General features: G+C 49.2%; 22 protein-coding genes. 5 read left to right on the top strand and 17 right to left on the bottom strand.

Going from position 1 to position 21,509, the window contains the following annotated elements; all coding sequences use genetic code 11:
• Positions 1–13: 13 nt before the first annotated feature.
• From LK536_RS34575 to LK536_RS34540, 8 genes are read right to left on the bottom strand one after another with little or no spacing between them, the layout of a single operon-like run.
• On the bottom strand, positions 14–487 hold the full coding sequence (locus LK536_RS34575) for an ureidoglycolate lyase (protein ID WP_227794609.1): 474 nt from the start codon (positions 485–487) through the stop codon (positions 14–16).
• Positions 484–981 (bottom strand): ureidoglycolate lyase, encoded by a 498-nt coding sequence (locus LK536_RS34570; RefSeq protein WP_120058487.1) that lies wholly within the window; start codon positions 979–981, stop codon positions 484–486. Before LK536_RS34570 ends, LK536_RS34575 begins: the two co-directional genes overlap by 4 nt.
• A gap of 12 nt (positions 982–993) precedes the next feature.
• On the bottom strand, positions 994–2,097 hold the full coding sequence (locus tag LK536_RS34565) for an autoinducer 2 ABC transporter substrate-binding protein (RefSeq protein ID WP_227794608.1): 1,104 nt from the start codon (positions 2,095–2,097) through the stop codon (positions 994–996).
• A 25-nt stretch (positions 2,098–2,122) separates the two neighbouring features.
• Positions 2,123–3,088 (bottom strand): ABC transporter permease, encoded by a 966-nt coding sequence (locus LK536_RS34560; protein ID WP_120058489.1) that lies wholly within the window; start codon positions 3,086–3,088, stop codon positions 2,123–2,125.
• A complete protein-coding gene (locus tag LK536_RS34555; protein ID WP_227794607.1) occupies positions 3,088–4,050 on the bottom strand; it encodes an ABC transporter permease in 963 nt (320 codons plus the stop codon). The genes LK536_RS34560 and LK536_RS34555 overlap by 1 nt, the downstream gene beginning before the upstream one ends.
• 13 nt (positions 4,051–4,063) lie before the next feature.
• Entirely contained in the window at positions 4,064–5,554 is a 1,491-nt protein-coding gene (locus LK536_RS34550) for a sugar ABC transporter ATP-binding protein (protein ID WP_120058491.1), read from the bottom strand.
• 20 nt (positions 5,555–5,574) lie between these two features.
• Positions 5,575–6,510, bottom strand: a complete 936-nt coding sequence (locus LK536_RS34545; RefSeq protein ID WP_120058492.1) for a carbohydrate kinase family protein — start codon at positions 6,508–6,510, stop codon at positions 5,575–5,577.
• The gene (locus tag LK536_RS34540; RefSeq protein ID WP_120058493.1) at positions 6,510–7,523 is read right to left on the bottom strand and encodes an ADP-ribosylglycohydrolase family protein; all 1,014 of its coding nucleotides are present in this window, start codon (positions 7,521–7,523) and stop codon (positions 6,510–6,512) included. Before LK536_RS34540 ends, LK536_RS34545 begins: the two co-directional genes overlap by 1 nt.
• A gap of 65 nt (positions 7,524–7,588) precedes the next feature.
• Here LK536_RS34540 and LK536_RS34535 point away from each other — a divergent pair, with 65 nt between their 5' ends.
• On the top strand, positions 7,589–8,359 hold the full coding sequence (locus LK536_RS34535; protein WP_227794606.1) for a DeoR/GlpR family DNA-binding transcription regulator: 771 nt from the start codon (positions 7,589–7,591) through the stop codon (positions 8,357–8,359).
• Between the two features lie 283 nt (positions 8,360–8,642).
• On the opposite strand, the gene LK536_RS34530 is transcribed toward LK536_RS34535, so the two are convergent.
• Genes LK536_RS34530 through LK536_RS34510 form a run of 5 tightly spaced genes read right to left on the bottom strand, consistent with a single transcriptional unit; the run spans position 8,643 to position 13,057 of the window.
• On the bottom strand, positions 8,643–9,755 hold the full coding sequence (locus LK536_RS34530; RefSeq protein WP_008723786.1) for an ABC transporter substrate-binding protein: 1,113 nt from the start codon (positions 9,753–9,755) through the stop codon (positions 8,643–8,645).
• 29 nt (positions 9,756–9,784) lie between these two features.
• The gene (locus LK536_RS34525) at positions 9,785–10,582 is read right to left on the bottom strand and encodes an ABC transporter permease (protein WP_025484362.1); all 798 of its coding nucleotides are present in this window, start codon (positions 10,580–10,582) and stop codon (positions 9,785–9,787) included.
• Complete coding sequence (locus LK536_RS34520; RefSeq protein WP_474911676.1) at positions 10,582–11,442, bottom strand: ABC transporter permease; 861 nt, start codon at positions 11,440–11,442, stop codon at positions 10,582–10,584. The genes LK536_RS34525 and LK536_RS34520 overlap by 1 nt, the downstream gene beginning before the upstream one ends.
• On the bottom strand, positions 11,414–12,490 hold the full coding sequence (gene potA, locus LK536_RS34515) for a spermidine/putrescine ABC transporter ATP-binding protein (protein ID WP_008723792.1): 1,077 nt from the start codon (positions 12,488–12,490) through the stop codon (positions 11,414–11,416). The genes LK536_RS34520 and potA overlap by 29 nt, the downstream gene beginning before the upstream one ends.
• 33 nt (positions 12,491–12,523) lie before the next feature.
• Entirely contained in the window at positions 12,524–13,057 is a 534-nt protein-coding gene (locus tag LK536_RS34510) for a helix-turn-helix domain-containing protein (RefSeq protein ID WP_008723794.1), read from the bottom strand.
• Positions 13,058–13,348: 291 nt separating this feature from the next.
• On the opposite strand from LK536_RS34510, the gene LK536_RS34505 reads away from it, so the two are divergent.
• The 3 genes from LK536_RS34505 (at position 13,349) to rpiB (ending at position 16,072) form a co-directional block, all read left to right on the top strand.
• Positions 13,349–14,407 (top strand): lactonase family protein, encoded by a 1,059-nt coding sequence (locus tag LK536_RS34505; RefSeq protein WP_227794605.1) that lies wholly within the window; start codon positions 13,349–13,351, stop codon positions 14,405–14,407.
• A 6-nt stretch (positions 14,408–14,413) separates the two neighbouring features.
• Positions 14,414–15,544 (top strand): chorismate synthase, encoded by a 1,131-nt coding sequence (aroC, locus tag LK536_RS34500; protein WP_227794604.1) that lies wholly within the window; start codon positions 14,414–14,416, stop codon positions 15,542–15,544.
• A gap of 87 nt (positions 15,545–15,631) precedes the next feature.
• Positions 15,632–16,072, top strand: coding sequence for a ribose 5-phosphate isomerase B (gene rpiB / locus LK536_RS34495; protein ID WP_025484358.1), 441 nt, complete (start codon positions 15,632–15,634; stop codon positions 16,070–16,072).
• A gap of 52 nt (positions 16,073–16,124) precedes the next feature.
• Here rpiB and LK536_RS34490 read toward each other — a convergent pair whose 3' ends face one another.
• Genes LK536_RS34490 through LK536_RS34480 form a run of 3 tightly spaced genes read right to left on the bottom strand, consistent with a single transcriptional unit; the run spans position 16,125 to position 19,922 of the window.
• Positions 16,125–17,552 (bottom strand): Na+/H+ antiporter NhaC family protein, encoded by a 1,428-nt coding sequence (locus LK536_RS34490; RefSeq protein WP_227794603.1) that lies wholly within the window; start codon positions 17,550–17,552, stop codon positions 16,125–16,127.
• A 24-nt stretch (positions 17,553–17,576) separates the two neighbouring features.
• Entirely contained in the window at positions 17,577–18,755 is a 1,179-nt protein-coding gene (locus LK536_RS34485; RefSeq protein WP_227794602.1) for a MalY/PatB family protein, read from the bottom strand.
• Between the two features lie 30 nt (positions 18,756–18,785).
• Positions 18,786–19,922 carry an aminotransferase class I/II-fold pyridoxal phosphate-dependent enzyme gene (locus LK536_RS34480; RefSeq protein ID WP_506092081.1) on the bottom strand — a complete coding sequence of 379 codons (1,137 nt, stop codon included), beginning with the start codon at positions 19,920–19,922 and terminating at the stop codon, positions 18,786–18,788.
• Positions 19,923–20,170: 248 nt separating this feature from the next.
• On the opposite strand from LK536_RS34480, the gene LK536_RS34475 reads away from it, so the two are divergent.
• A complete protein-coding gene (locus tag LK536_RS34475) occupies positions 20,171–20,830 on the top strand; it encodes a helix-turn-helix transcriptional regulator (RefSeq protein ID WP_227794601.1) in 660 nt (219 codons plus the stop codon).
• Positions 20,831–20,940: 110 nt separating this feature from the next.
• Here the strand turns inward: LK536_RS34475 and rbr are convergent, their stop codons facing one another.
• Complete coding sequence (gene rbr, locus LK536_RS34470) at positions 20,941–21,480, bottom strand: rubrerythrin (protein ID WP_227794600.1); 540 nt, start codon at positions 21,478–21,480, stop codon at positions 20,941–20,943.
• Positions 21,481–21,509: the final 29 nt, after the last annotated feature.

Raw genomic sequence — 21,509 nt, 5'->3', positions numbered from 1 at the left:
ATGCCGGGCACGGTTACAGGGTAACATCCACGCAGCCGCCTTCTACGGGCTGGAATACAGCCTTTTCATCTGTTTCAAGAGAAAGGAAATAGTAGTAACATGAATCACCGTCCGCACATCTGCATGCATCATGCCAGATTCCCCGGTCCATCACAACCAGCTCTCCGGGAGAGATGATGAATGCCTTTATATCCTGGGCCTGGGCATGCCTCTGAGGATCAGAATCCGCCACTGCCAGTATAAGGGGCTTGTCCCCACATACAATCAGTTCTGTTGTCTTTGTGTGGCGTTCCATGGTATCAACTGTAAAAGGCATTCCCTTTACCATGGTAAAACCAAAGTGGGCCACATCATCCATACATACGTCCGGGGTCATCCAGGCCTTCCAGCCTCCGGTTCCTGTCCTGGGAGCGCCGTCCATTACTTTGTAGTATGTCCCGAAAGGCTTAAAATTCGTGCTGTTTACCGGAACTGCTTTTATTTTCATATGCCGCCTCCTTGGTGAACGAGAACATGTACCGGTTCAGGGCTGACCTTAACCCATTCAGTTTCCCTTGAATCCGGTGCTTTGTTGGTTGCCATGAAATAATACATGGTGTCCTTGTCAATGCCGTGGTTTGCATCGTGCCAGATGCCCTTTGCCAGGACCGCAAGATCTCCCGGCTTTAAGATGAATGCTTTCACATCCTCAGCCTCAGGATGGTTTTCAGGGTCGCTGTCCGCCACGGTCAGTACCATGTCACCATCGCCGCAGAACTGAGGTTCTTCGGTGAGAAAATGGCGTTCCATGCTGATGCTGTCAAAATCCCCAGCCTTGCAGATGGTGATGCCAAAGTTCATTGGTTCATCTGTATGGAGTTCCTTAAGCATATATGCGGTAAAGTCTTCACTTTCTGTTTTGCGTTCCTCAAATACATTGTAGTATCTTCCGTAAGGCGCGAAATTATCTTTGGTAATCCGTTCAGCCTTGATTGTTTTCATAGGGCATCTCCTTTATGAATAGTTATATTCATCGATATTTTCAGGGGTCAGCAGGATACAGCCGTGGTATACTTTGGTTCCATCCTCGATTTTTATATCTACGCCTTCAATTGTAAAGGTGGCGTCAATAGGCTTTCCTTCTGCCATGGCCGCGAGTACATAGCAGGCCACTTTACCTGTCTCTGTGGGGTTCCAGCTGAGGACCTGTTTTAATACGCCGCTCTTGATATAAGGACGGCACTGGTTGGGGAATCCGATACCTGTGACTGCAATCTGCCCTTCCTTTACTTCCCCGTTGCTGATGGCCTGTGTAATTGCCTCTGCTGCCTGGGGGGCTTCTGCGCCTGCAAATCCCAGGATACCCTTTAAATCAGGATAGGTGGTCAGCAGGGTCTGTGCATTAGCAAAGGCAGTCTCGTTGTCATCGTCTGAGTTGACGGTGGTCACAATTTCAATGTCTGGGCAGTTCTCTTTCAGATAATCGGTTGCGCCTTCCACCTTGGATACCTGGTTTTCAGCACTGAAGGAGGCCACCATGAATGCCAGTTGGCCTTCCTGACCCATTTCCCCGGCAATCATTTTCCCTAGTTCCTGCCCCATGGAATAGTCGGAGTCCGGACATACAAGATAAGACCTGGTGGAGTTGGGGGCGTCTGTGTCAAAGGTGATGGTATTGACCCCTTTGTCCTGGGCCTCTTTAATGGTTGCACTGATTGCCTCCGCGTCATTAGGGGCAATTGCCAGTCCGCCGATACCCTGTGCCAGCATATCCTGGATCATGCTGATCTGCTGGGCGGAGTCCGTGGTTGCAGGACCGTTAAATACAGCTTCATAGCCAAGGGTTTTGGCTGCTTCCATAATGCCTTTTTCGGCAGAGGTCCAGTAATCAAAACCTACGCTTTTCGGGCAGAAGAACAGCTTCCTGTTTATTTCGGAAGTCCCGCCGCCTGCCTGTGTGCCGGAAGCCGCAGTATCTTCAGGACCATGCTCTGTCCCACCCTGGGATGTCTGAGGAGCATTGGAAGCCTGGGTGGCAGCTGTCCCATTGCTGCATCCTGCTAAGAGTGCGCCTGTCAGTACCATGGCTGTCATTGTTGCTAAATGTCTTTTTTTCATATTGTACCTCCTTAAGATATGTTAATTAGTTTTTCTTTTTAAAGTTAACTGCGGATACTATGATAAGTACTCCAAGGATAACGGTCTGGAAGATAGCGGAAACCCCCATGTGGTTCAGCCCGTTCCTCAGGGTTGCGATGGTTATGAAGCCTAAGAGGGCGCCGATCATGTTGCCGGAACCGCCTGCAATGCTGATTCCTCCAATCAGAAGGGAGGTAAGGGTATCGGTGTCATAACCGCTGGCAAATTTAGACTCGGCACTTGCAAACCTCATCAGCATGAATGCCGCTGCAATGGCAGCAACCGCACCGGACAGGGTGAACATGATGAACTTAATCTTATCCGACCCAAGCCCTGAATAGACACTGGTCTTGGGATTGTATCCAATGGCGTGTACACGTATGCCGAAACTGGTCTTCTGCATGATGAAGATTGCTATCATGAAAATAACTACCATGAATATAAAGCTGACAGGCATACCCAGAATCCGGATATTTGCACAGGACAGGAACTGCTGGGGAAGCCCGCTGACAGGTCTGCCGCCGGTGAGGATGTTGCACACGCCTCTTAACATGACCTGCGTGCCAAGTGTTGCCACAATGCCGGCCAGATGCATCCTGGCCACCAGGAAACCGTTAAGGCTGCCGATTGCGGCCCCGATTAGTATGGTTATCAGCACTGCCAGCCAGATATTCATTCCTGTTTTTAACAGCCTGGCCAGGGAGATGGCACAGACTCCCATTACAGAACCGATGGACAGATCAATATTACCTGTCATCAGGATGATTGCAAGAGGGATTGTCACCATCCCCAGTTCTGCGGTCTGGCGCATCAGGTTCTGGAAGTTGGCCGCAGTGATGAAGAATGGAGTCAGCATGGCAAATACGCTGGTTTGGATGATGAGATAGACAGCCAGCAGGACAATATTTTTATTGCCATCCTTTTTTGAGTAATTCTTTATTCCTGTAACAATCGAGTTTACTGCCCCCATCAGTTCTCCCCCTTTCTTCTCTCGCGGGCGTTCAGGACATTGAGCACCAGGGCAATCAGGATGATGGCTCCTGTAATTGCGTCAACCCAGTATTCAGATACCTTAATCTGGATAAGCCCGTTGTTGATGATGGTAATCATCAGCATGCCGATGGCTCCGCCAAGCAGGGTGCCCTTTCCGCCAAAGTTCACACCGCCTGCAAGGGCAGCTGCCAGAACCGTGGTCCCAAGGGTGGTGCCTGTGGATGACGGGTTGATTGCCCCGTAGGAGGACGCATACATGACCCCGGCAAAGCCGATAAGGGCGCCGCAGATGGTGTAGCCAATAAGCTGTATCCTGTCGGAACTGATGCCGCTTAAGTCAGCGCCTTGGGGATTGGTGCCCACTGCGTATATCTTCCTGCCTGTATTAAAATATTTCATGAACACGGTCATTACAATCAGCAGGAGCATTGCCATCCAGAACAGGTTTGATATGCCAAGCAGCCTGCCGGCGCCAATCCTGGTAAATGCTTTGGGAAACTGGTTTACCCAGTATCCTCCGGTTATGACCACAATCAGTCCGCGGAACAGGTAATTGGTGGCAATGGTGGTAACAATGGCAGGAACCCTGCATTTTGTTATGATAAGTGCGTTGATGAAACTGAACAGCATGCCCAGCGCCACGCCTGCCAGTATACATAGGACGACGGGAATGCCTAACTTTACCATAGTACCGGACACTGCCCCGGCCATGGCAAGGATTGCCCCTGCAGACAGATCAATGCCATTAAGAATAATTACAATTGATATTCCCAGAACACAGATGCCGTTTACTGCGTACTGCTGCAGGATCAGCCTCAGGTTGGTGGGAGTGTAGAAGTTATCTGAAAACAGGGAAAAGAAGATGAATACCAGAAGCGAGAAAGCTGCAACGATAAACTCCTGCCTTTTCACGATTTTCAATATTTTTGCCTTATCCATGTGGTTTCCTCCCCTAAATACGCCCTGATGCCGCTTTCAGCAAAGTATCCTGCCCGATTTCTGTTTTTGAGAAGCTGCCGGTAATATGGCCCCTGCACATGACTGTGATGGTGTCGCTTACCCCCATGACTTCCGGAAGTTCGGAGGATATGAATAAAATTGCCAGGTTGTTGTTAGCAAGGTCATCAATCAGTTTGTAGATTTCACTTTTGGCGCCCACGTCCACGCCTCTTGTGGGTTCGTTTAAAATCAACACCTGGGGGTTACGGTCCAGCCATTTGGCCAGGACGACCTTCTGCTGGTTTCCTCCTGAAAGCCGCATGACTTCCTGGGAAGGTGAGACACATTTAATCTTCAGGCTCTCAACGGCAGCCTTTACCCGGGTCTCTATCTTCTTATAGTTAAGCATGACCCTGCCGTCATAGGAATTTAAGTTGGCCAGGATGGTGTTCTGGCTGATTGGCATATTTACAATGATTCCTTCCTGCCTTCTGTCAGATGGAACATATCCGATTCCGGCATTCATGGATTCGTTGATGCTTTTCATCATCAATTTCCTGCCGTCCATCAAGACGCTGCCCTGTATGGGCCGCAGGAGTCCCATGATCATTTCCGCTGTCTCAGTCGCGCCAGACCCTGCAAGGCCGTAGAGTCCCAGGACTTCCCCGCGGTGCAGTTCTAACGAGACATCATGGACCCCATGCCCGCTCAGGTTCCTTACCTCAAGTATGGCCTCCCCGGCCGTACGCTGGGAATGGGTATAATAGTTGGTGATGCTTTTTCCAATCATCTGGGAAATGACTTCATCAATCCGCCCTGCTTCCATTTCCAGGGTGCTGACCTTTTTTCCATCCCGCAGGACTGTCACACGGTCACAGATCTGTTCAATTTCCTTCATCCTGTGGGAGATATAGATAACCGCAACGCCCTTTTCCTTCAGCACACGGATGACTTCAAACAACTTCCCCACTTCATTTTCCGGCAGGGCGGCCGTGGGCTCGTCCATAATAAGGACACGGCAGTTGGATGAAACAGCCTTAGCTATCTCCACCAGCTGCTGTTCCCGTACGGACAGAAGCCGTTCCGGCATTTCCACATCAAAGGAAGCACCTAAATCCCCAAGGACCTTTTTGGCATCGTCCCTCATCTTTTTCCAGTTGACAACCCCGAAGGAATTGCGGTATTCCTTTCTGTCCAGGAAAATATTCTCTGCAACAGACAGATTGGAAAACTGGTTAAATTCCTGATGTATGATGGAAACACCGGCAAGCCGGGCTTTGCCCGGATCGGAAAAATCAACTTCCCTGCCATCAAGGAAAATCTGACCGCTGTTTTTTGTGTAGACACCGGTTATGATTTTCATCAGTGTCGATTTACCGGCGCCGTTTTCGCCCACAAGTCCATGGACTTCGCCGCTTAGTACATCGAAGTCCACGCCCTTTAAGACTTCATTTCCAAAGAAGCTTTTCGTAATCCCCTTTGTCTTTAGAATTTCCTGTCCCATAGCATTTTCCTTCCATTGTCCTAATAGTACCTGGTTACCAGTTCTTCTATAAAGCTTAAATCGTTGACGCCGCCCTTGGGACCATACTGTGTAACGGAGTATCCGCCTGCCGTATTGGCGAACAGGGCGGCCTCCCGTATGCTTTTTCCCATAAGGAGATAGGTGATGAAGGAACTGTTGAATGTATCACCTGCCCCGGTTGTGTCAACTACCTGCTGTTTTATGGCGGGGGTCCGGAAGATTTCGTTTTTTGTGGCGGTAAGGCTGCCCTTTTCGCCCAGGGTGATAGTGGCTATTTCCACACCCCTTTCAAACATTTCTGAAAATGCTTCCTCTTCACTGCGGTTCCCCTTTATTTTTTCAAACCCAAATTCATTAAAGAACAGCACATCACCCTTATAAATCAGTTCCTTGTCGCAGACATCCACGGTTGAGGCTTCAATATCAAAGACCAGCCTGACATGGTGGCTCTTCAGGTCATCCACAAATTCCATGTGGTTCCTGATATTTTTTAGTTCAACAGGCGTTGTGTAGATATAGGATGCATTCCTGAATGTGTCCAGTTCACTGGCTTTTATATCAAGTGCCGGCTTGTGGGGTTCAACTACCAGTATGGTGCGCTCCTTGTCAGTCAGTATGATGATTGTCCTGGCGTCCGGGATATCCTCACGGTAGCGGAGCAGTTCTGTCTTCACACCGTGGGCTTTTAAATCATCAACAATCATGTCCGTCTTTCTGCTGTTGCTTTTCAGGGTATCCACAAGATATGTATGGACGCCGTATCCTGCGAATACACAGGCCGCATTGGGAATCATGCCCCCAATCATATCTTCCTTATAGTCCACCATTGCCTTGCCGCCTTCCAAAGGCCAGGTATCTGCCGTATAGTACTCGTCCAGGGCGGCGGCGCCTATGGCAATGACATATCTGTTGTCAGGTTCTGTATTACAGGCCATCAATAAAACTCCCTTTCAATATCATGTGCCAGTCCCTCAAGGTCAAAATCATTTACTTTATTGATTAAAGAGATATATTCGTCCGGTATGTTGCCCATTCCGTAAAGTGCGCCTGCAACAGCGCCCACCATGGTGGCAACCGTGTCCGTGTCGTCCCCGATATTAACGCCCATTTTTATAGCGGACATAGGGTCGCCAGGGGTAGCTGCAAGAATACCGAATACACATGGGATGGCTTCGGTTGCCATTAAACCTGCGCCTATGATATTCCTTAATTCAAGCATGGCGCTCTCCCAGTCGGCTCCCTTCTTACCAATTTCCACTGCAAGACTGATCCTCTTTTCCACGGATGGGGTGGCCAGTCTGTGGGCAATCCTGGAACTGTCCTCAAACCCCTTATGTGCTCCATAGATTCCTGCCTCGATTACCTCATTAAGGGTGGCATTATCCTCCATTGCTTTTGCAACGGCTGCTGATATGGCCGCTGCGCCGGAGATGGCCACATTATTGTTGTGTGTAGGCATGCAGATGGTGATGGTGTCTTGTACGGCCTTGTCCAGATTGCCTGGATTAATCAGGCCTACCGGGAAAATCTTCATGCCGGATCCGTTGGTGGCCCTTAAATTATCAGCGGCAATATAGGCCTTTGGATTTACGGTTTCCTCGCCTTTGAGTTTCTTGATGGCGGCTTCCGTGGTGGGGCCGGCAAACCGGAAGAACTGAGGATAGGAAGCCCAGGTGAAAAGGGCTTTTTTGGCTACCTCCGCATCCACAATGCCCCTGGAGGCCACCAGCTCCTTTGCTGTAAAATAAGCAAGGCTGAAGTCGTCCGTAACTGTGCCGGCATCGTATCCCCGTGCAAAGCAGTCTGAAGGCGGGGTGATGATTTTATCCACATAGCCCCCGAAATCCTCTTTAATCCTTTCGGCGCTCCGTGTCTCGGTTGCAGCTCCCATGGCATCCCCAACGGCAGCTCCCATGATACTTCCTAAAATTTTGTTGTACTTGCTCATTATTTTTCCTCCTGATATAATAAATTGATATTGCTTTTTAATTTTTTGTATACTATATTTATGGTATGTCAAAGAGTACACGTATATCGGAAATCGAAAAACTATTATTTGAGGTTGGTTCTGTTGAGGTCTCGCACCTGAGCAGCTTTTTTCATGTCTCGGAAATGACCATACGCCGGGATATCAATATGCTGGTGTCCCAGGGGAAGGCTATCCGCACCCACGGAGGGGCCACCATACCAACTGAAAAGTATATTGACGGAGTGGCGTTTACTTCCCGTGCAAAGGAGCATATTGCAGAAAAAAGGGCAATTGCCATGGAGGCGGTCAAATACCTGAACCCAGGAGATAACGTATTCATTGACGACAGCTCCACCTGCCTTCGGATGGCGGAGTTCATACCATACAGTAAGCCACTGATCATAACGACAACATCGTTGACCGCAGCCCTTGAATTTAACGAATGTACAAAGTGTACCGTGTTCTCACTGGGCGGGGAGCTTCATAAGACGGCCCACTCCTGTTTTGGCCCCATAACACAGAACCTTATTAAGTCAATGTATTTTAAGACTGCATTTCTTGGCTTTTACAGCATCACGAAGGATGGGCTGATTACTACCAACAGTGTCAATGACCTGGAGATAAAGAAACTGATCATGCAGCATTCTGAAAAAACAATTGCTTTGATTGACAGCAGTAAAATCCATGAACCAAGATTTTTCCAGCTGGGTACCATTGCTGAAATGGATGCAATCATCACGGATGCAGGTATCTCTGAAGACTTTGCGGGCTGCTGCAGGGAAAACCATGTGGGATTGACAGTTGTAAATGTTTGAATCGTGCGATTTATGTTTGAATTATAATCGAAAAAAGAAATATAGTCAAATAAAATATAGGCAATATTGCGGTAATGGAAGGGGGATTTTAAAGGAGTTTTGGTATATAGTGCACAAAACATGTCTGGTTGAATGAAGAAAAAAGTTTTTATATTCATTAATATACATATAAAAATGTTTATTCGAACAATATAGAACAGAAATTTCTCTTTTAAGAATGGGTACAGAAAAAAGAAGAGCGGCAGGGAATGGGGAATCCATTCAATGCCACTCTTCTATATATTTATTCAGACTTAATTTCCTTCCACATATCATTATAAATCATATCCACATCATCCCCAAGATACTTGATGATCTCACAATTAGGCAGGCTGTTTATATCAGGGAACAGGGCCTTGTTGTTTTTCAGCTCATCATCCAGAAGGTCATAAGCGCCCTTGTTGGGGGTTGCGTAGGTGATGTACTCGAAGTTTTTCTTGGCAATGTCGGGGCGGCACAGGAAGTCAATCCACTTTTCAGCATTTTCCTTGTGCTCTGCGTTGGCGGGGATGACCCAGGAGTCAATCCAGTAGTTGGTGCCTTCTTCGGGAATCACATATTCCAGGTCATAATCCAGACCCTGGTCGGCAACTGCTTCCTGGATATAGAGCATTTCCCCGGAATAGATAACGCCCACAGCGGCCTCGCCGCCAATCATCTTATCCCTTACCTGGTCAATGACATAGGCCTGGACCAGGGGTTTCTGCTCAATCAGAAGGTCACGGGCCTTGGCCAGTTCATCCGGATTGGTGGAGTTTAAGGAATATCCCTCCATCTTAAGGGCAACGGTGAATGCATCCCTTACGCTGTTCTGCATGAGGATCTCTCCGCTCAGGCGCTCATCCCACAGATCGGACCATTTGGTGGGGGCGGGTACGCCTAATTCCTCCAGGCGCTTGGTGTTGTAGAGGATTCCCATGGTGCCCCAGCAGTAAGGCACGGAGTACTTGTTCTCAGGGTCAAAGCCCTTGGAGATGTCCAGGTATTCCTGGCCGATTTCTTTGTAATTGGGTACATTGTCAAAATTAATCTCAGCCAGCAGGTTGTTCTGGGCCATGCGCTGGATCATGTAGTCGGAGGGACATACCACATCGTATTTGACCGCGCCTGCCTCAATGACAGGGTACATTTCCTCGTTGGTCTCAAACACATCATAGACAACCTTGATGCCTGTCTCGTCCTCGAACTGGGAGATGACGTCCTCGTCAATGTATTCGCCCCAGTTGTAAACATTAAGCTTGTTGTCTTCTTTACCGCCTGACTCAGAGGAGCCGGATTTGCCGCAGCCCGTGATCAGGGCGGCGCTGAGGGCTGCCAGGGATACAGCGGCAAGGGTCATTGTCATTTTCTTTTTCATAATTGTTCTCCTTTTAAATCTAAATGAAGTTATGCTTGTTCCGGCTTCTTGATGGACCGGAAGTTGACAAAAATCAGAAGAATCAGCACTGTCAGGAAAATGATGGAGGACAGTGCATACATGGACGGCCGGATGCCGCGCCGCACCTCGCTGTATATCAGGGTGGACAGGGTGTTGATGCCCGCGCCCTTGGTGAAGTGGGTGATGATGAAGTCATCTAAGGACATGGTAAATGCAAGCAGGAAACCGGAGAGCACGCCCGGCATGATATCCGGGAACACCACCTTGAAGAACGCGTATATGGGTGAAGCGCCCAGGTCCAGGGCCGCTTCATACGTGTATTTGTCGGTCTGCTTAAGCTTTGGCATGACGCTTAATATGACATATGGTATGTTGAATGTAATGTGGGATATCAATACGGTCTTAAATCCCAGGGAAATGCCAAAGGCGATGAATGCCAGCATCAGGGAAATGCCCGTTACGATATCAGCGTTCAGCATGGGTATATTGGTAATGCCCATCACAACGGTTTTGGGTACCGCCCTCATGGAGTTAATGGAAATGGCGGCAGCCGTACCGATGACGGTGGCAATGAGCGCGGATACAAAGGCAATGACCAGGGTGGTTGTCAGCGCGCTCATGATGGAGCGGCTGTCGAACATCTGGGTGTACCACTGTAAGGTAAACCCGCCCCACTGTGTCCTTGACTTGGACTTGTTAAAGGAAAGCACCATCATGGTCAGGATGGGGGCGTACAGGAAGATAAGTATCAGCACCATATAAAAATCAGATACGATTTTGCGCAATGCTTTTGAACCTTTTGTCATCAGAATGCAGTCCCCTCTCCGTTTTTATCGTATTTGGCAATCATGGCCATGCTGATAAGGATGAAGACCATGAGGACCAGTGAAAGACCGCTGCCCAGGTGCCAGTTGCTGCCCCTTGTGAACTCCTGTTCAATGACATTGCCTATCAGCAGTATCTTGCTTCCTCCCAGCAGGTCGGAGATGACGAAGGTGGTTAAGGAAGGGACAAAGACCATGGTAATGCCGCTTATGATCCCGGGAATGCTTAAGGGGAACCATATCCGGAGGAAGCGCTGGAAGCTGTTGGCCCCCAGGTCCATGGCAGCGTTTATGATGTTGTCGTCTATCTTGGACAGCACATTGTAGATGGGCAGTACCATAAAGGGCAGGAAGTTATAAACCATGCCCAGCACAATGGCGGCAGGGGTATTGATAAGGGACTGGGCGGGCAGATGCAGCCAGCCAAGTATCCCGTTGATGACCCCGTTTTTCTCTAATAATGTCTGCCAGGCCAGGGTCCTGAGGAGGAAATTCATCCACATGGGAAGGATGAATATGAACACAATGAAACCTCCCGCCGCAGCCCCGCGTCCCCGGAGTATCATGGCCAGGGGATAGGCCAGTAAAAGACAGAGCACCGTGCTGATTAAGGACAGGCCCAGGGACAGCCACAGCGCCTTGGCGTGGTCTGCCGATGCAATGGCAATGACATTGGATATGGTCAGGGAACCGCCCTTGTCCGTAAGGCCGTACCATACAATCATGGCCAGCGGGATCAGGGTGAAACCCGCCATCCAGAGCAGGTATGGTCCGGATAACAGCGCCTTGCCGATGGCGGCGCCTTTTTTCTCACTATTCATTGACTCCCAGCGCCTCCTCATCTTCAGAAGCAGGCTTATTCATGATCTGGATCTCAAATGGCTCCACATGGATGCCAACCTGCTGGCCTACCGGGAACATGTCGGTGGAATGGACCAGCCACTCAAAGCCGTCCGGCGTGGTCACTTCCATCTCATAGTGGACACCCTTGAAGATTAAGTGGGTCACCACGCCCTGAAGCGTGCCGTCCTCGGGCTTTACAAGGTCAATGTCCTCAGGGCGGATGACAACGTCCACAGGTTTATTATTGCCAAAGCCCTTGTCAACGCATACGAACCTGGCGCCAAAAATTTCTACCAGCTCATCCCTGACCATGGTGCCGTGCACGATGTTGCTTTCGCCGATGAAGTCGGCTACAAAGGCATTTTCCGGCTCATTATAAATCTGTTCAGGGGAACCCATCTGCTGGATATAACCCTGGTTCATGACCACGATGGTATCCGACATGGTCAGGGCCTCCTCCTGGTCATGGGTCACGTAAACAAATGTGATGCCCAGTTCGTTCTTAAGACGGATTAACTCGTACTGCATATCCTGGCGCAGCTTTAGGTCCAGGGCGCCCAGGGGTTCATCGAGCAAAAGCACCCTTGGCTCGTTCACGATGGCCCTTGCAATGGCAATCCGCTGCTGCTGGCCGCCGGACAGGGAGTCCACGGTACGCTTTTCGTAGCCGGACAGATTCACCAGCTTCAGGGCGTATTTAATCTTGTCGTCAATATAGGCCTTGGACTTGTTCTTGATCTTCAGGCCGAAGGCAATGTTTTCCGCGATATTCATATGGGGAAACAATGCATATTTCTGGAATACAGTGTTAAGCTGGCGTTTGTTGGGAGGGATTTTTGTGATGTCCTGTCCTTCAAACATGACTTTTCCCGTGTCCTGTGTAGTAAAGCCGCCGAGGATACGCAGGGTAGTGGTCTTGCCGCAGCCGCTGGGGCCAAGCAGGGTGACGAAGCTGTTCTCCCGGATGGAAAGATTTAAGTCGTCCAGTACCAACTCACCGTCAAAACTTTTGGATATATGCTGTAAATCAATCAATGGCTGGCTCATGATGAATTCGTTCTCCTTTTATCGTAATAGTAATCAGAAACTTGGCGGTGAGCTTACCCACAGCAGCAGCGCGCCGTTCTTGCTTGTAAGATAGTGCTTTTTATCTGAGGTGAAATAAAAAGATTCACCTTTTTTGGCCTTGTATGTCTTGGTGCCGATGTGGATGGAAATACTTCCCTGGAGCACATAACCGAACTCCTCGCCTTCATGGGGATTGTCCGGGTAGGTGGAGCCGCCTGGCTTCAGCGTCAGCAGGATGGGTTCCATCATGTTTTTCTGTGCATTGGGTATGATCCATTTGATTTCATTATTCAAGTCTGTGTCGATTTTCTCAAAATAATCCTGTTTTCCGAACACAATCTGTTCGTCCGGGGTTTCAGTGAAGAAATCGCCGATGGTGGTGCCCAGGCACTGCAGGATATCCATCAGGGTGGCGATGGATGGGGAGGTCAGGTCACGTTCCAGCTGCGAGATGAAGCCCTTGGAAAGCTCTGCCCGGTCCGCCAGTTCCTCCTGGGTCAGGCCCTTGAGCACCCTCAATTCCTTTAATTTATTTCCGATATCCATGGAAAACCTCCCTGTCTTAAAGAAGTATGCCCGTAAATTGCCGCCTGTGGGCATCCTTTAAATATATGAACAAAAAGTTTACAAATACTAACTGACTATAAAAATAAGCAAAAAGTTTAGTAATAATAAACAAGCGCGAATTTCATTATACATTAAATTAATGGTATGTCAATACCTTTTCGCAAAGTTATGGGCAACAAATTCACAAATATCTGGTTAACAAATTCACAAAATTATGTTATGATAATTTTAGTTTGAAAATGGACGCGAAACAGGGAGGTACAGACAGGTATGAACGGCAAATATATGGCATATGTTGGATCCTATTCCTATACCGGAAAAGCAAAGGGAATCACGGTATATGATGTAGATGTGGAAAATGGTGTATTTAAGGAGCGTTGCGAGATGGAAGTGGACAACTCCTCCTATGTGATTGCTTCCAGCGACGGCAAAACCCTGTATTCCATTGCGGATGAGGGCGTGGTATCTTTCCGCATCCTGCAGAACGGAAGCCTGGCCAGGTTAAACAGTTCACCCATACGCGGCATGAGGGGCTGTCATCTGTGTACGGACATGGAGGACAAGTACGTGTTCGTGTCCGGCTACCATGACGGCAAGACCACGGTCCTGAGCCTGAATCCGGACGGCTCCGTGGGCGAGATCGTGGACGAGGTATACCACAAGGGCTATGGCAGTGTGGCAGAGCGTAATTTCCGTTCCCATATAACCTGTACCAGAAGGATGCCTGACGGCAGATATGTGCTTTCCGTTGACAATGGAACGGACCAGGTAAAGGTATACCGGTTCAATGAGAAGGACAAGAACCTGGTCCAGGTGGATGCAATCCACTGCGACCTGGAGTCCGCACCAAGACATTTCCGCTACAGCTCGGACGGCCGTTTCATCTATCTGATGCACGAACTTCAGAATGTGATTAATGTATATTCCTATGAAACCGGGGACCGGGCGCCGGTCATTGAAAAAATCCAGACCATCTCCACCACCGCCACCAGGAACCCGGGCAACCTGACGGCCGCATGTGCCATGAGGCTGTCGCCGGATGAGAAGTATGTCTATTGCACCAACGCGGGCGAGAACACGGTAAGCATCTACGGCAGGGACGAAGAGTCAGGGCTTCTCACCATGATTTCCTGCCTGCCTGTAAGCGGCGAGTATCCCAAGGATGTGGCCATTTTCCCGGACAACAGGCATATTGCCTCCATCAACCATGACAGCGGAAGCATCAGCTTCTTCAAGGTGGATTATGAGAAAGGGCTTCTTGTGATGTGCGGGCGCAGCCTTCATGTGAACCAGCCCAACTGCTGTGCCATTGCCAGGATTGGAAGGTAGGCGCATATGGCGGGTTCGACATTTGGGACAATATTAAAGGCATCGGCCTGGGGGGAATCCCATGGCAAGGGAATCGGCGTGGTCGTGGACGGATGTCCGGCCGGCCTTCCCCTTGATGAGGCGGATATCCAGGCATATTTAAACAGAAGAAAACCAGGACAGAGCAAATTCACCACGGCCCGGCAGGAAGGGGACGTGGTGGAAATCCTTTCAGGGGTATTTGAGGGCAGGACCACCGGTACGCCCATCGCCCTGGAGGTGCGCAACACGGACCAGCGTTCCCATGACTATGGGAATATCATGGATGTATACCGTCCGGGCCATGCGGATTATACCTTTGACGGGAAGTATGGGTTCCGGGATTACCGGGGAGGCGGCCGTTCATCGGGCCGCGAGACCACGGCGCGGGTGGCCGCGGGCGCCATTGCCTGTAAATTCCTGGGGACCCTGGGAATCACGGTGAGGGCGTATACAAAATCTGTCGGCAGTATTGAGATTGATTACGGTTCCTTCCGGATGGAGGAAATGTGGAATAACCGTCTCTACATGCCGGATGCAAAGGCGGCCCGTAAGGCGGAGGCTTATCTGGAGGAAATGATGGCAAGGAAAGACTCCTGCGGCGGTGTGGTGGAGTGTGTGATCCACGGCATGCCTGTGGGCGTTGGGGAGCCTGTGTTCGATAAGCTGGATGCCTGTCTGGCAAAAGCCATGCTGTCCATCGGCGCGGTGAAGGGCTTTGAGATTGGGGATGGCTTTGAGGCGTCCAGGTCCCTTGGCTCTGTCAACAATGACGGATTCAGGATGAGCGGTGAAACGGAAAACAAGGGCCTGCTTTTTACGGACAGGATAGTCAAATCCAGCAACCATTCAGGCGGGACCCTGGGCGGAATCAGCGATGGAAGCGATATAGTGATGCGGGCGGCATTTAAACCCACCCCGTCCATTGCACAGGGCCAGCACACGGTCACCAGGAATGGCCAGGATACAGACATAGAGATTAAGGGACGCCACGATCCCATCATCGTGCCGAGGGCAGTGGTGGTGGTGGAGGCCATGGCCGCGCTGACGGCGGCGGACCTGCTGCTGCAGTCCATGACGTCCAGGCTGGACCGGATCCAGGAGTTCTTTGGAAGATAGACGGCCTGCAAAGGGAATGGATTTATGAACACGCCCTGGGTGTATAAGATATATAAAATGATATTGGATTAAAGATAGGAGAGAATTATGAAAATCGCAATTGGCAACGACCATACAGCAATTGAAATGAAGGAAATCATCAAGGAATTCGTGGAGGGTAAGGGATATGAGGTCATTGACCTGGGAACCAACTCCACCGAGAGCTGTGACTATCCTGTATACGGCGAGAAGGTAGGACGCGCGGTTGCAAGTGGGGAAGCTGACCTGGGAATCGCTATCTGCGGAACCGGTGTGGGGATTTCGCTGGCAGCCAATAAGGTAAAAGGAATCCGCGCATGTGTGTGCAGTGAACCGTATACGGCCAAGCTTTCCAGGATGCACAACAATTCCAATGTGCTGGCCTTTGGTGCCAGGGTGGTGGGAAGCGAACTTGCCAAGATGATTACCGAGGCATGGCTGGACGCTGAATTTGAGGGCGGAAGACATGAGCGCAGGGTGAATATGATCATGGATATTGAAAATTCATAGGATTTGTTTTGGGGAAGTGTGAAGTGGGGGCAGGAAAATGCCCCCACTTATTTTATCTGGCTCTTTTTCTTATCCATAATGGATGATATTTAACTTCGTCATCTTTATGTAAAAGGCCGATTCCAAGAAAAGCGTTAATCAGCGCGACAATCGGGCTTAAGATACACAGGAAGACGAATGGTATGAATTCCTGGACCGTAGTCCCCAGCAGTACTCCGTAGCCGATGACCCAGGCGCTCCAGGGGATGATTGCGGCAACCATGGTACCTACATCCTCCAGGGTACGTGACAGCACTGCCCGGTGGATATCCATCTCATCGCAGGCATCCTTAAATGCTACTGCAGTGATGGCAATCGATGGGTACTGGCCCCCGGTAAGGCAGAGGATAAGGGAAGAAATCATGACGCCCACCAGAATACCGGCCGGGGTATGTACCTTTTTTGTGATGCCTTTTACCAGCACGGTAAGCACCTTCATTTCCGTAAAGAGACCGCTCAACATGCCGCACACCAGCAGGATACCGACCAGTGAAAGCATGCTTACGAAACCGCCGCGGTTCACCAGGGTGTTTACCGCCTCAACACCTGTATCAACAGAGAAACCGTTCATGATGAAGCCAAGGTTATCTACAAAGCTGAAGCCCTGTATGAACATGGACCAGAGAATGCCGGATCCAATGCCGATGCCGAAGGTGATGAATGCCGGGACTTTTTTAACCGAAAGCACCAGGACCAGGATTACAGGGAGCAGGTTCAGCACTGTAATATTAAAGTTGGATGACAGCCCGTTTGTCAGTTCACTGACCGCAGCGGTATCGATATTCCCGGAAGCACTCAGGCCAAGGAACCCATAGAGTACCAGGGAGATAAGTGTACATGGCACGGTGGTGTAAAACATGGACGTGATATGTTCAAATACGGAAACCTCCGAGGCTGCCGCTGCCAGAAGTGTTGTGTCGGAAAGCGGACTCATTTTGTCACCGAAAAATGCGCCGGAGATAACAGCGCCAGCAGCCATGGCAACCGGAATGCCAAGCCCCCCGGCCATTCCGCACAGGACAACCCCGATGGTGCTGATTGCGCCCCAGCTGGTACCGGCGCAGACTGCCATGAACGCCGGAAGGATAAAGCAGATTGGCAGGAACAGTTTCGGGTTGATGATCTGCAGGCCATAGTAAAGCATGGTAGGGATACAGCCGGATGCCATCCATGACGCTACCATACAGCCTACCAGCATCATGATTACCGTTGACGTGGAAATCGTAGTGATGCCGGATGCCATGGCCTTATCCATGGAGTCCCAGGAGTATCCCATGTACGCCCCATAAATAATCATCAGGAATACGGATGCCAGGATGGCAATCGCCACTTCGGCCCCTGCATAAATCAGGGCAATCAGGAGCACAATGGGGGCTAGGAATCCAAACAGCGCGCGGCCCATTGTCATTTCTTTCAGTTCAGAAGCTTTCTTCTTACTCATAAACGTTCCCCTCTCATATTAGTTTTATAGTCCCTCATCAAAAACCTTCTTGATTCTCCTAAGAGCTTCCTTCAGCATCTTATTTGTCACTGCATAGTTAATCCGGATGAAACCTTCCCCCTCCGGGCCAAAATTCCCTTCCCCGTCATCCAGATGGATATGTGCTCTTTCCATAAAGAACGCATCCAGTTTCCTGGTGCCGATACCGGCTTTCCTGCAGTCAATCCAGAGAAGGAAACTGCCCTCCGGTTTATAAGGGATGAGCGGAAGCCGGTTCTCTTTGATGAAATCCAATATCTCCTGCAGATTCCGTTCCAGGTATTGGGTTAACTCCTGCATCCACTGATCCGCCCCGCCCTTCATGATTGAAGTGACTGCTGCAATGGCAAAGCTGTTCACCGCATAGCCGAATGAATAGGCGGTAATCTGACGCATCCAGGCCTTTTGCATTTCACTGTCTGCAATCGTAACAATTGCGTGGGGCAGGCTCATGATATTGTATCCTTTACTGAGGCTGACAATCTGCACGCTGATTCCCTGCGCCTTTTCGTTGACAGCAAGGATTGGGATATGCTTATGGTCTTCATAGAGGATCAGCCCATGAACCTCATCCGATACAATTGTCACACCGTGTTCCCAACAAATCCCCACAAGCCTTTCAAGCTCCGCCCTTGTAAAGAACCTTCCGGTAGGATTATGGGGGTTTACCAGAAGGTAAACAGCAGGATGGAACTGCTTTATTTTCGCTTCAAAATCTTCAAAATCAATTTCATAATGTCCATTTACCGGCTTCAGGGCATTTGATACCAGCCGGCAGTCCGCTCCCTCGATTGCCCAGTGTATGGGCCTGAACAGGGGCGTCTGGATAATCACTGCGTCGCCTGGTTTTGCATATATGCCAAGGGCCATCCTCACCGCGCCAACCGTGCTTGGCACGTTGCTCAGCCATTCCTTTTTTACATCCAGGTGATAATTCCTTTGATACCAGCCAATGACGGCATTGTAATACTCTTCAGGGTGCTGCCTGTAGTTGTAACAGTTTTCCTCAGCAACCGGAAGCAGCGCCTCCCGCACACATGGCGCACATTCATAATCCAGGTCCGCGGTTCCCATGCCGATTACGTCATCCGGCATGTCCGGCATGTCCCAGCGGTAGGAACCGTTTTTCCGGTGGTCCAACGTTGTATCAAAATTATATTTCATTAAAACTCCCCTTCCTGTTATTTAATTCAGTTATGAACGATGGTTTGCGCAAAAATGTTCCAGCCGTTTCAGGCCCGTCCTGAGATATTCCGGGGACGTGCCCAAATTCACACGTATGAATCCCTTTCCTCCTTTTCCGAATAGTTCTCCATTTTCCACAACCATATGTTCTTCCTCTTCAAGCTGATATGCAAGCTGCCGGCTCTCTAATTTCAGTCTTCGCATATCAATCCATGCAAAGTAAGTGGAGTCTGCTAAAACCACATCGGCCTCCGGTATATGGGCTGCACAATATTCTGAGACCATCCTGTGATTTTCGCTTATCAGGGACATCAATTGTTCTGTCCAGGTGCCGCAGGCCGTATATGCCGCAACCGTTGCAGCAATCCCCATTATATTAATTCCGTAATTTAAATCACACTTAGCAAGGGAATCCTGATACAGTTCAAACATCTGCGGATTTTCGGTCACGACATATGCAAACCGCAATCCCGTGGTGTTATATGATTTACTTGTAGAATAAAGCGTCACCGTGCGGTAGGATATTTCCTTGGACAGGGACGCGATGGGGGTATAGCCTGTCCCTGGGAACAGCAGGTCGCAGTACACATCGTCCGACATGATGAGGACATCATTTTTCAGGCACAGGTCTGCTATTTCCTCCAGCTCCCCCGCTGTCCAGGAACGGCCCACCGGGTTATGCGGATTACAGATCCAAAGCATCCGGACGCCGCTTTCGAGGCACGCCCTCAGGGCTTCGGGATCAATGTGATATTCATTATTTTCTAACTGTAATGGACATTCAATTACCTTGCGTCCATTCATTGTAATTATCTGCCTGAAGCAAAAATGTACCGGTGTCAGGATAACAATCTTATCGCCGGGGGACGTAAGGACATCCAGTGCGTTCCAGGCTGCCATATAGATTCCCACATTGACGGACACACACTTTTTAGCGTCAACCTTCCAGGAAGAAATCTCCATGAGATGTGCCTGTATGGCGTCATAGAATGTGTCCGGTATGTAGGGATAGCCCAGATGACCGTTGCGGGCAATTTCGCTGATTGAATCCAGTATGGGCTGCGGGGACCTGAAATCCATATCTGCAGTCCCCAGGCTGATTAAATCATCGTAACCCGTGCGTTCCTTTTCATATTCCCATTTCATCCGGGGTAAAACTGTTTTTGAAATATCCGTTATTCCATCCATTTACGTTTCCTCCAGAGAACATATAAGGATTGTTCCTAATGACCTTGACTGGTTTCCTACATGCAGTATAGCATATGAAATATATTAACGTCAATAGTATATTTTAACGTCAATGAATAAAATTAATTTCATTGCAATTTATTTTATGAAATGATATAATAAAAAAAACTCTGAGTCAACAGAGTGTTTTTGAGGTGGTGGATAGAATGAAATTAACTAAGACAGACAAATTAATCCTGGAATCCTATGCATCCATGCTTACAGGCCTTTCGGCATACCTTGGTTCAGCGTATGAAATCAGCCTTCACAGCCTGGAAGACTATCAGCATTCCGTTATAAAGATATTGAATGGTTATCACTCCGGAAGGCACATAGGGGCACCCATAACGGATCTGGCCCTTAACATGTTGACCCGGATTCAGGAGGACAGTGATATTGACCTTGGCTCTTATTACGCTTACAATACCATAAACCGCTCCGGGGAGCGTTTGAAGTCCTCAACTATTCCCATCCATGGGGAAAACAATAAGATCATTGGTCTGATATGCATAAACTTTTATCTGGACTCTCCGCTTTCTGAGATTTTAGAGTCTTTATCAGCGAAGAAAGAAGCGCCTGAGTTGAACGAACATTTTTCAGCCAATGTAAATGATACCATCATGAATCTTGTCAGCGAGGCCAAAAACCAGGTGATGTTCAACAGCAGTATTCCTGCGGTCAACAGGAACAAGGCATTGATTGAAGTGCTCTATGAACAGGGCGTATTCAATATGAAAGATTCAGTCCTGCAGGTTGCGGAAATCCTGGGTATATCAAGGAATACCGTGTATCTGCATCTGCGCAATATTAAAGAAAAAAATAAATAACAGTGTTTGGGTTCCATAGAAAATGCTCCCTTCCGGGGAGACAGGTTTTAATCTGTCCACTTGTCTTCCTGGAAGGGAGCACGTTACTTTTACTATCTTATGGATATGTATTAATAATTCTCAACTTTCCTCTCAAAGTAAGCCTTTGGATGGGCACAGCACGGACATACCTCAGGAGCCTCGTCGCCTTCGTGGATGTAACCGCAGTTCCTGCACTTCCAGCCTAAAGGAGCGTCACCCTTGAAGGTCTTGTCATTCTTAAGGCTCTCTAACAGCAGATTGTATCTTCTCTCATGGGCAGCCTCAACCTTTGCAACCAGTTCAAACTTAACAGCAAGCTCTTCAAAGCCTTCCTCCCGTGCCTCCCGTGCCATACGTGCATACATGTCGGTCCACTCATAATTCTCACCGGCAGCAGCATCAGCCAGGTTCTCTTCCGGGGTTCCGATTCCGTGAAGTTCCTTGAACCACATCTTAGCATGCTCTTTCTCCTGGTCAGCGGTTTCCAGATATAAAGCTGACATCTGCTCGTAGCCTGCCTTCTTGGCTGCAGATGCATAATATGTATACTTGTTGCGTGCCTGTGATTCTCCTGAAAATGCGTCCTTTAAGTTCTGTTCGGTTTTAGTTCCTGCATATTTTGATACCATAAATGTACCTCACCTTTCTCATTAGAATA

Source organism: Clostridium pacaense (assembly GCF_020709765.2).
GTDB classification, from domain to species: Bacteria; Bacillota; Clostridia; order Lachnospirales; family Lachnospiraceae; genus Enterocloster; species Enterocloster hominis.
Note: the sequence above shows the minus strand (reverse complement) of the source record. Positions and strands in the feature narration are given on the sequence as shown.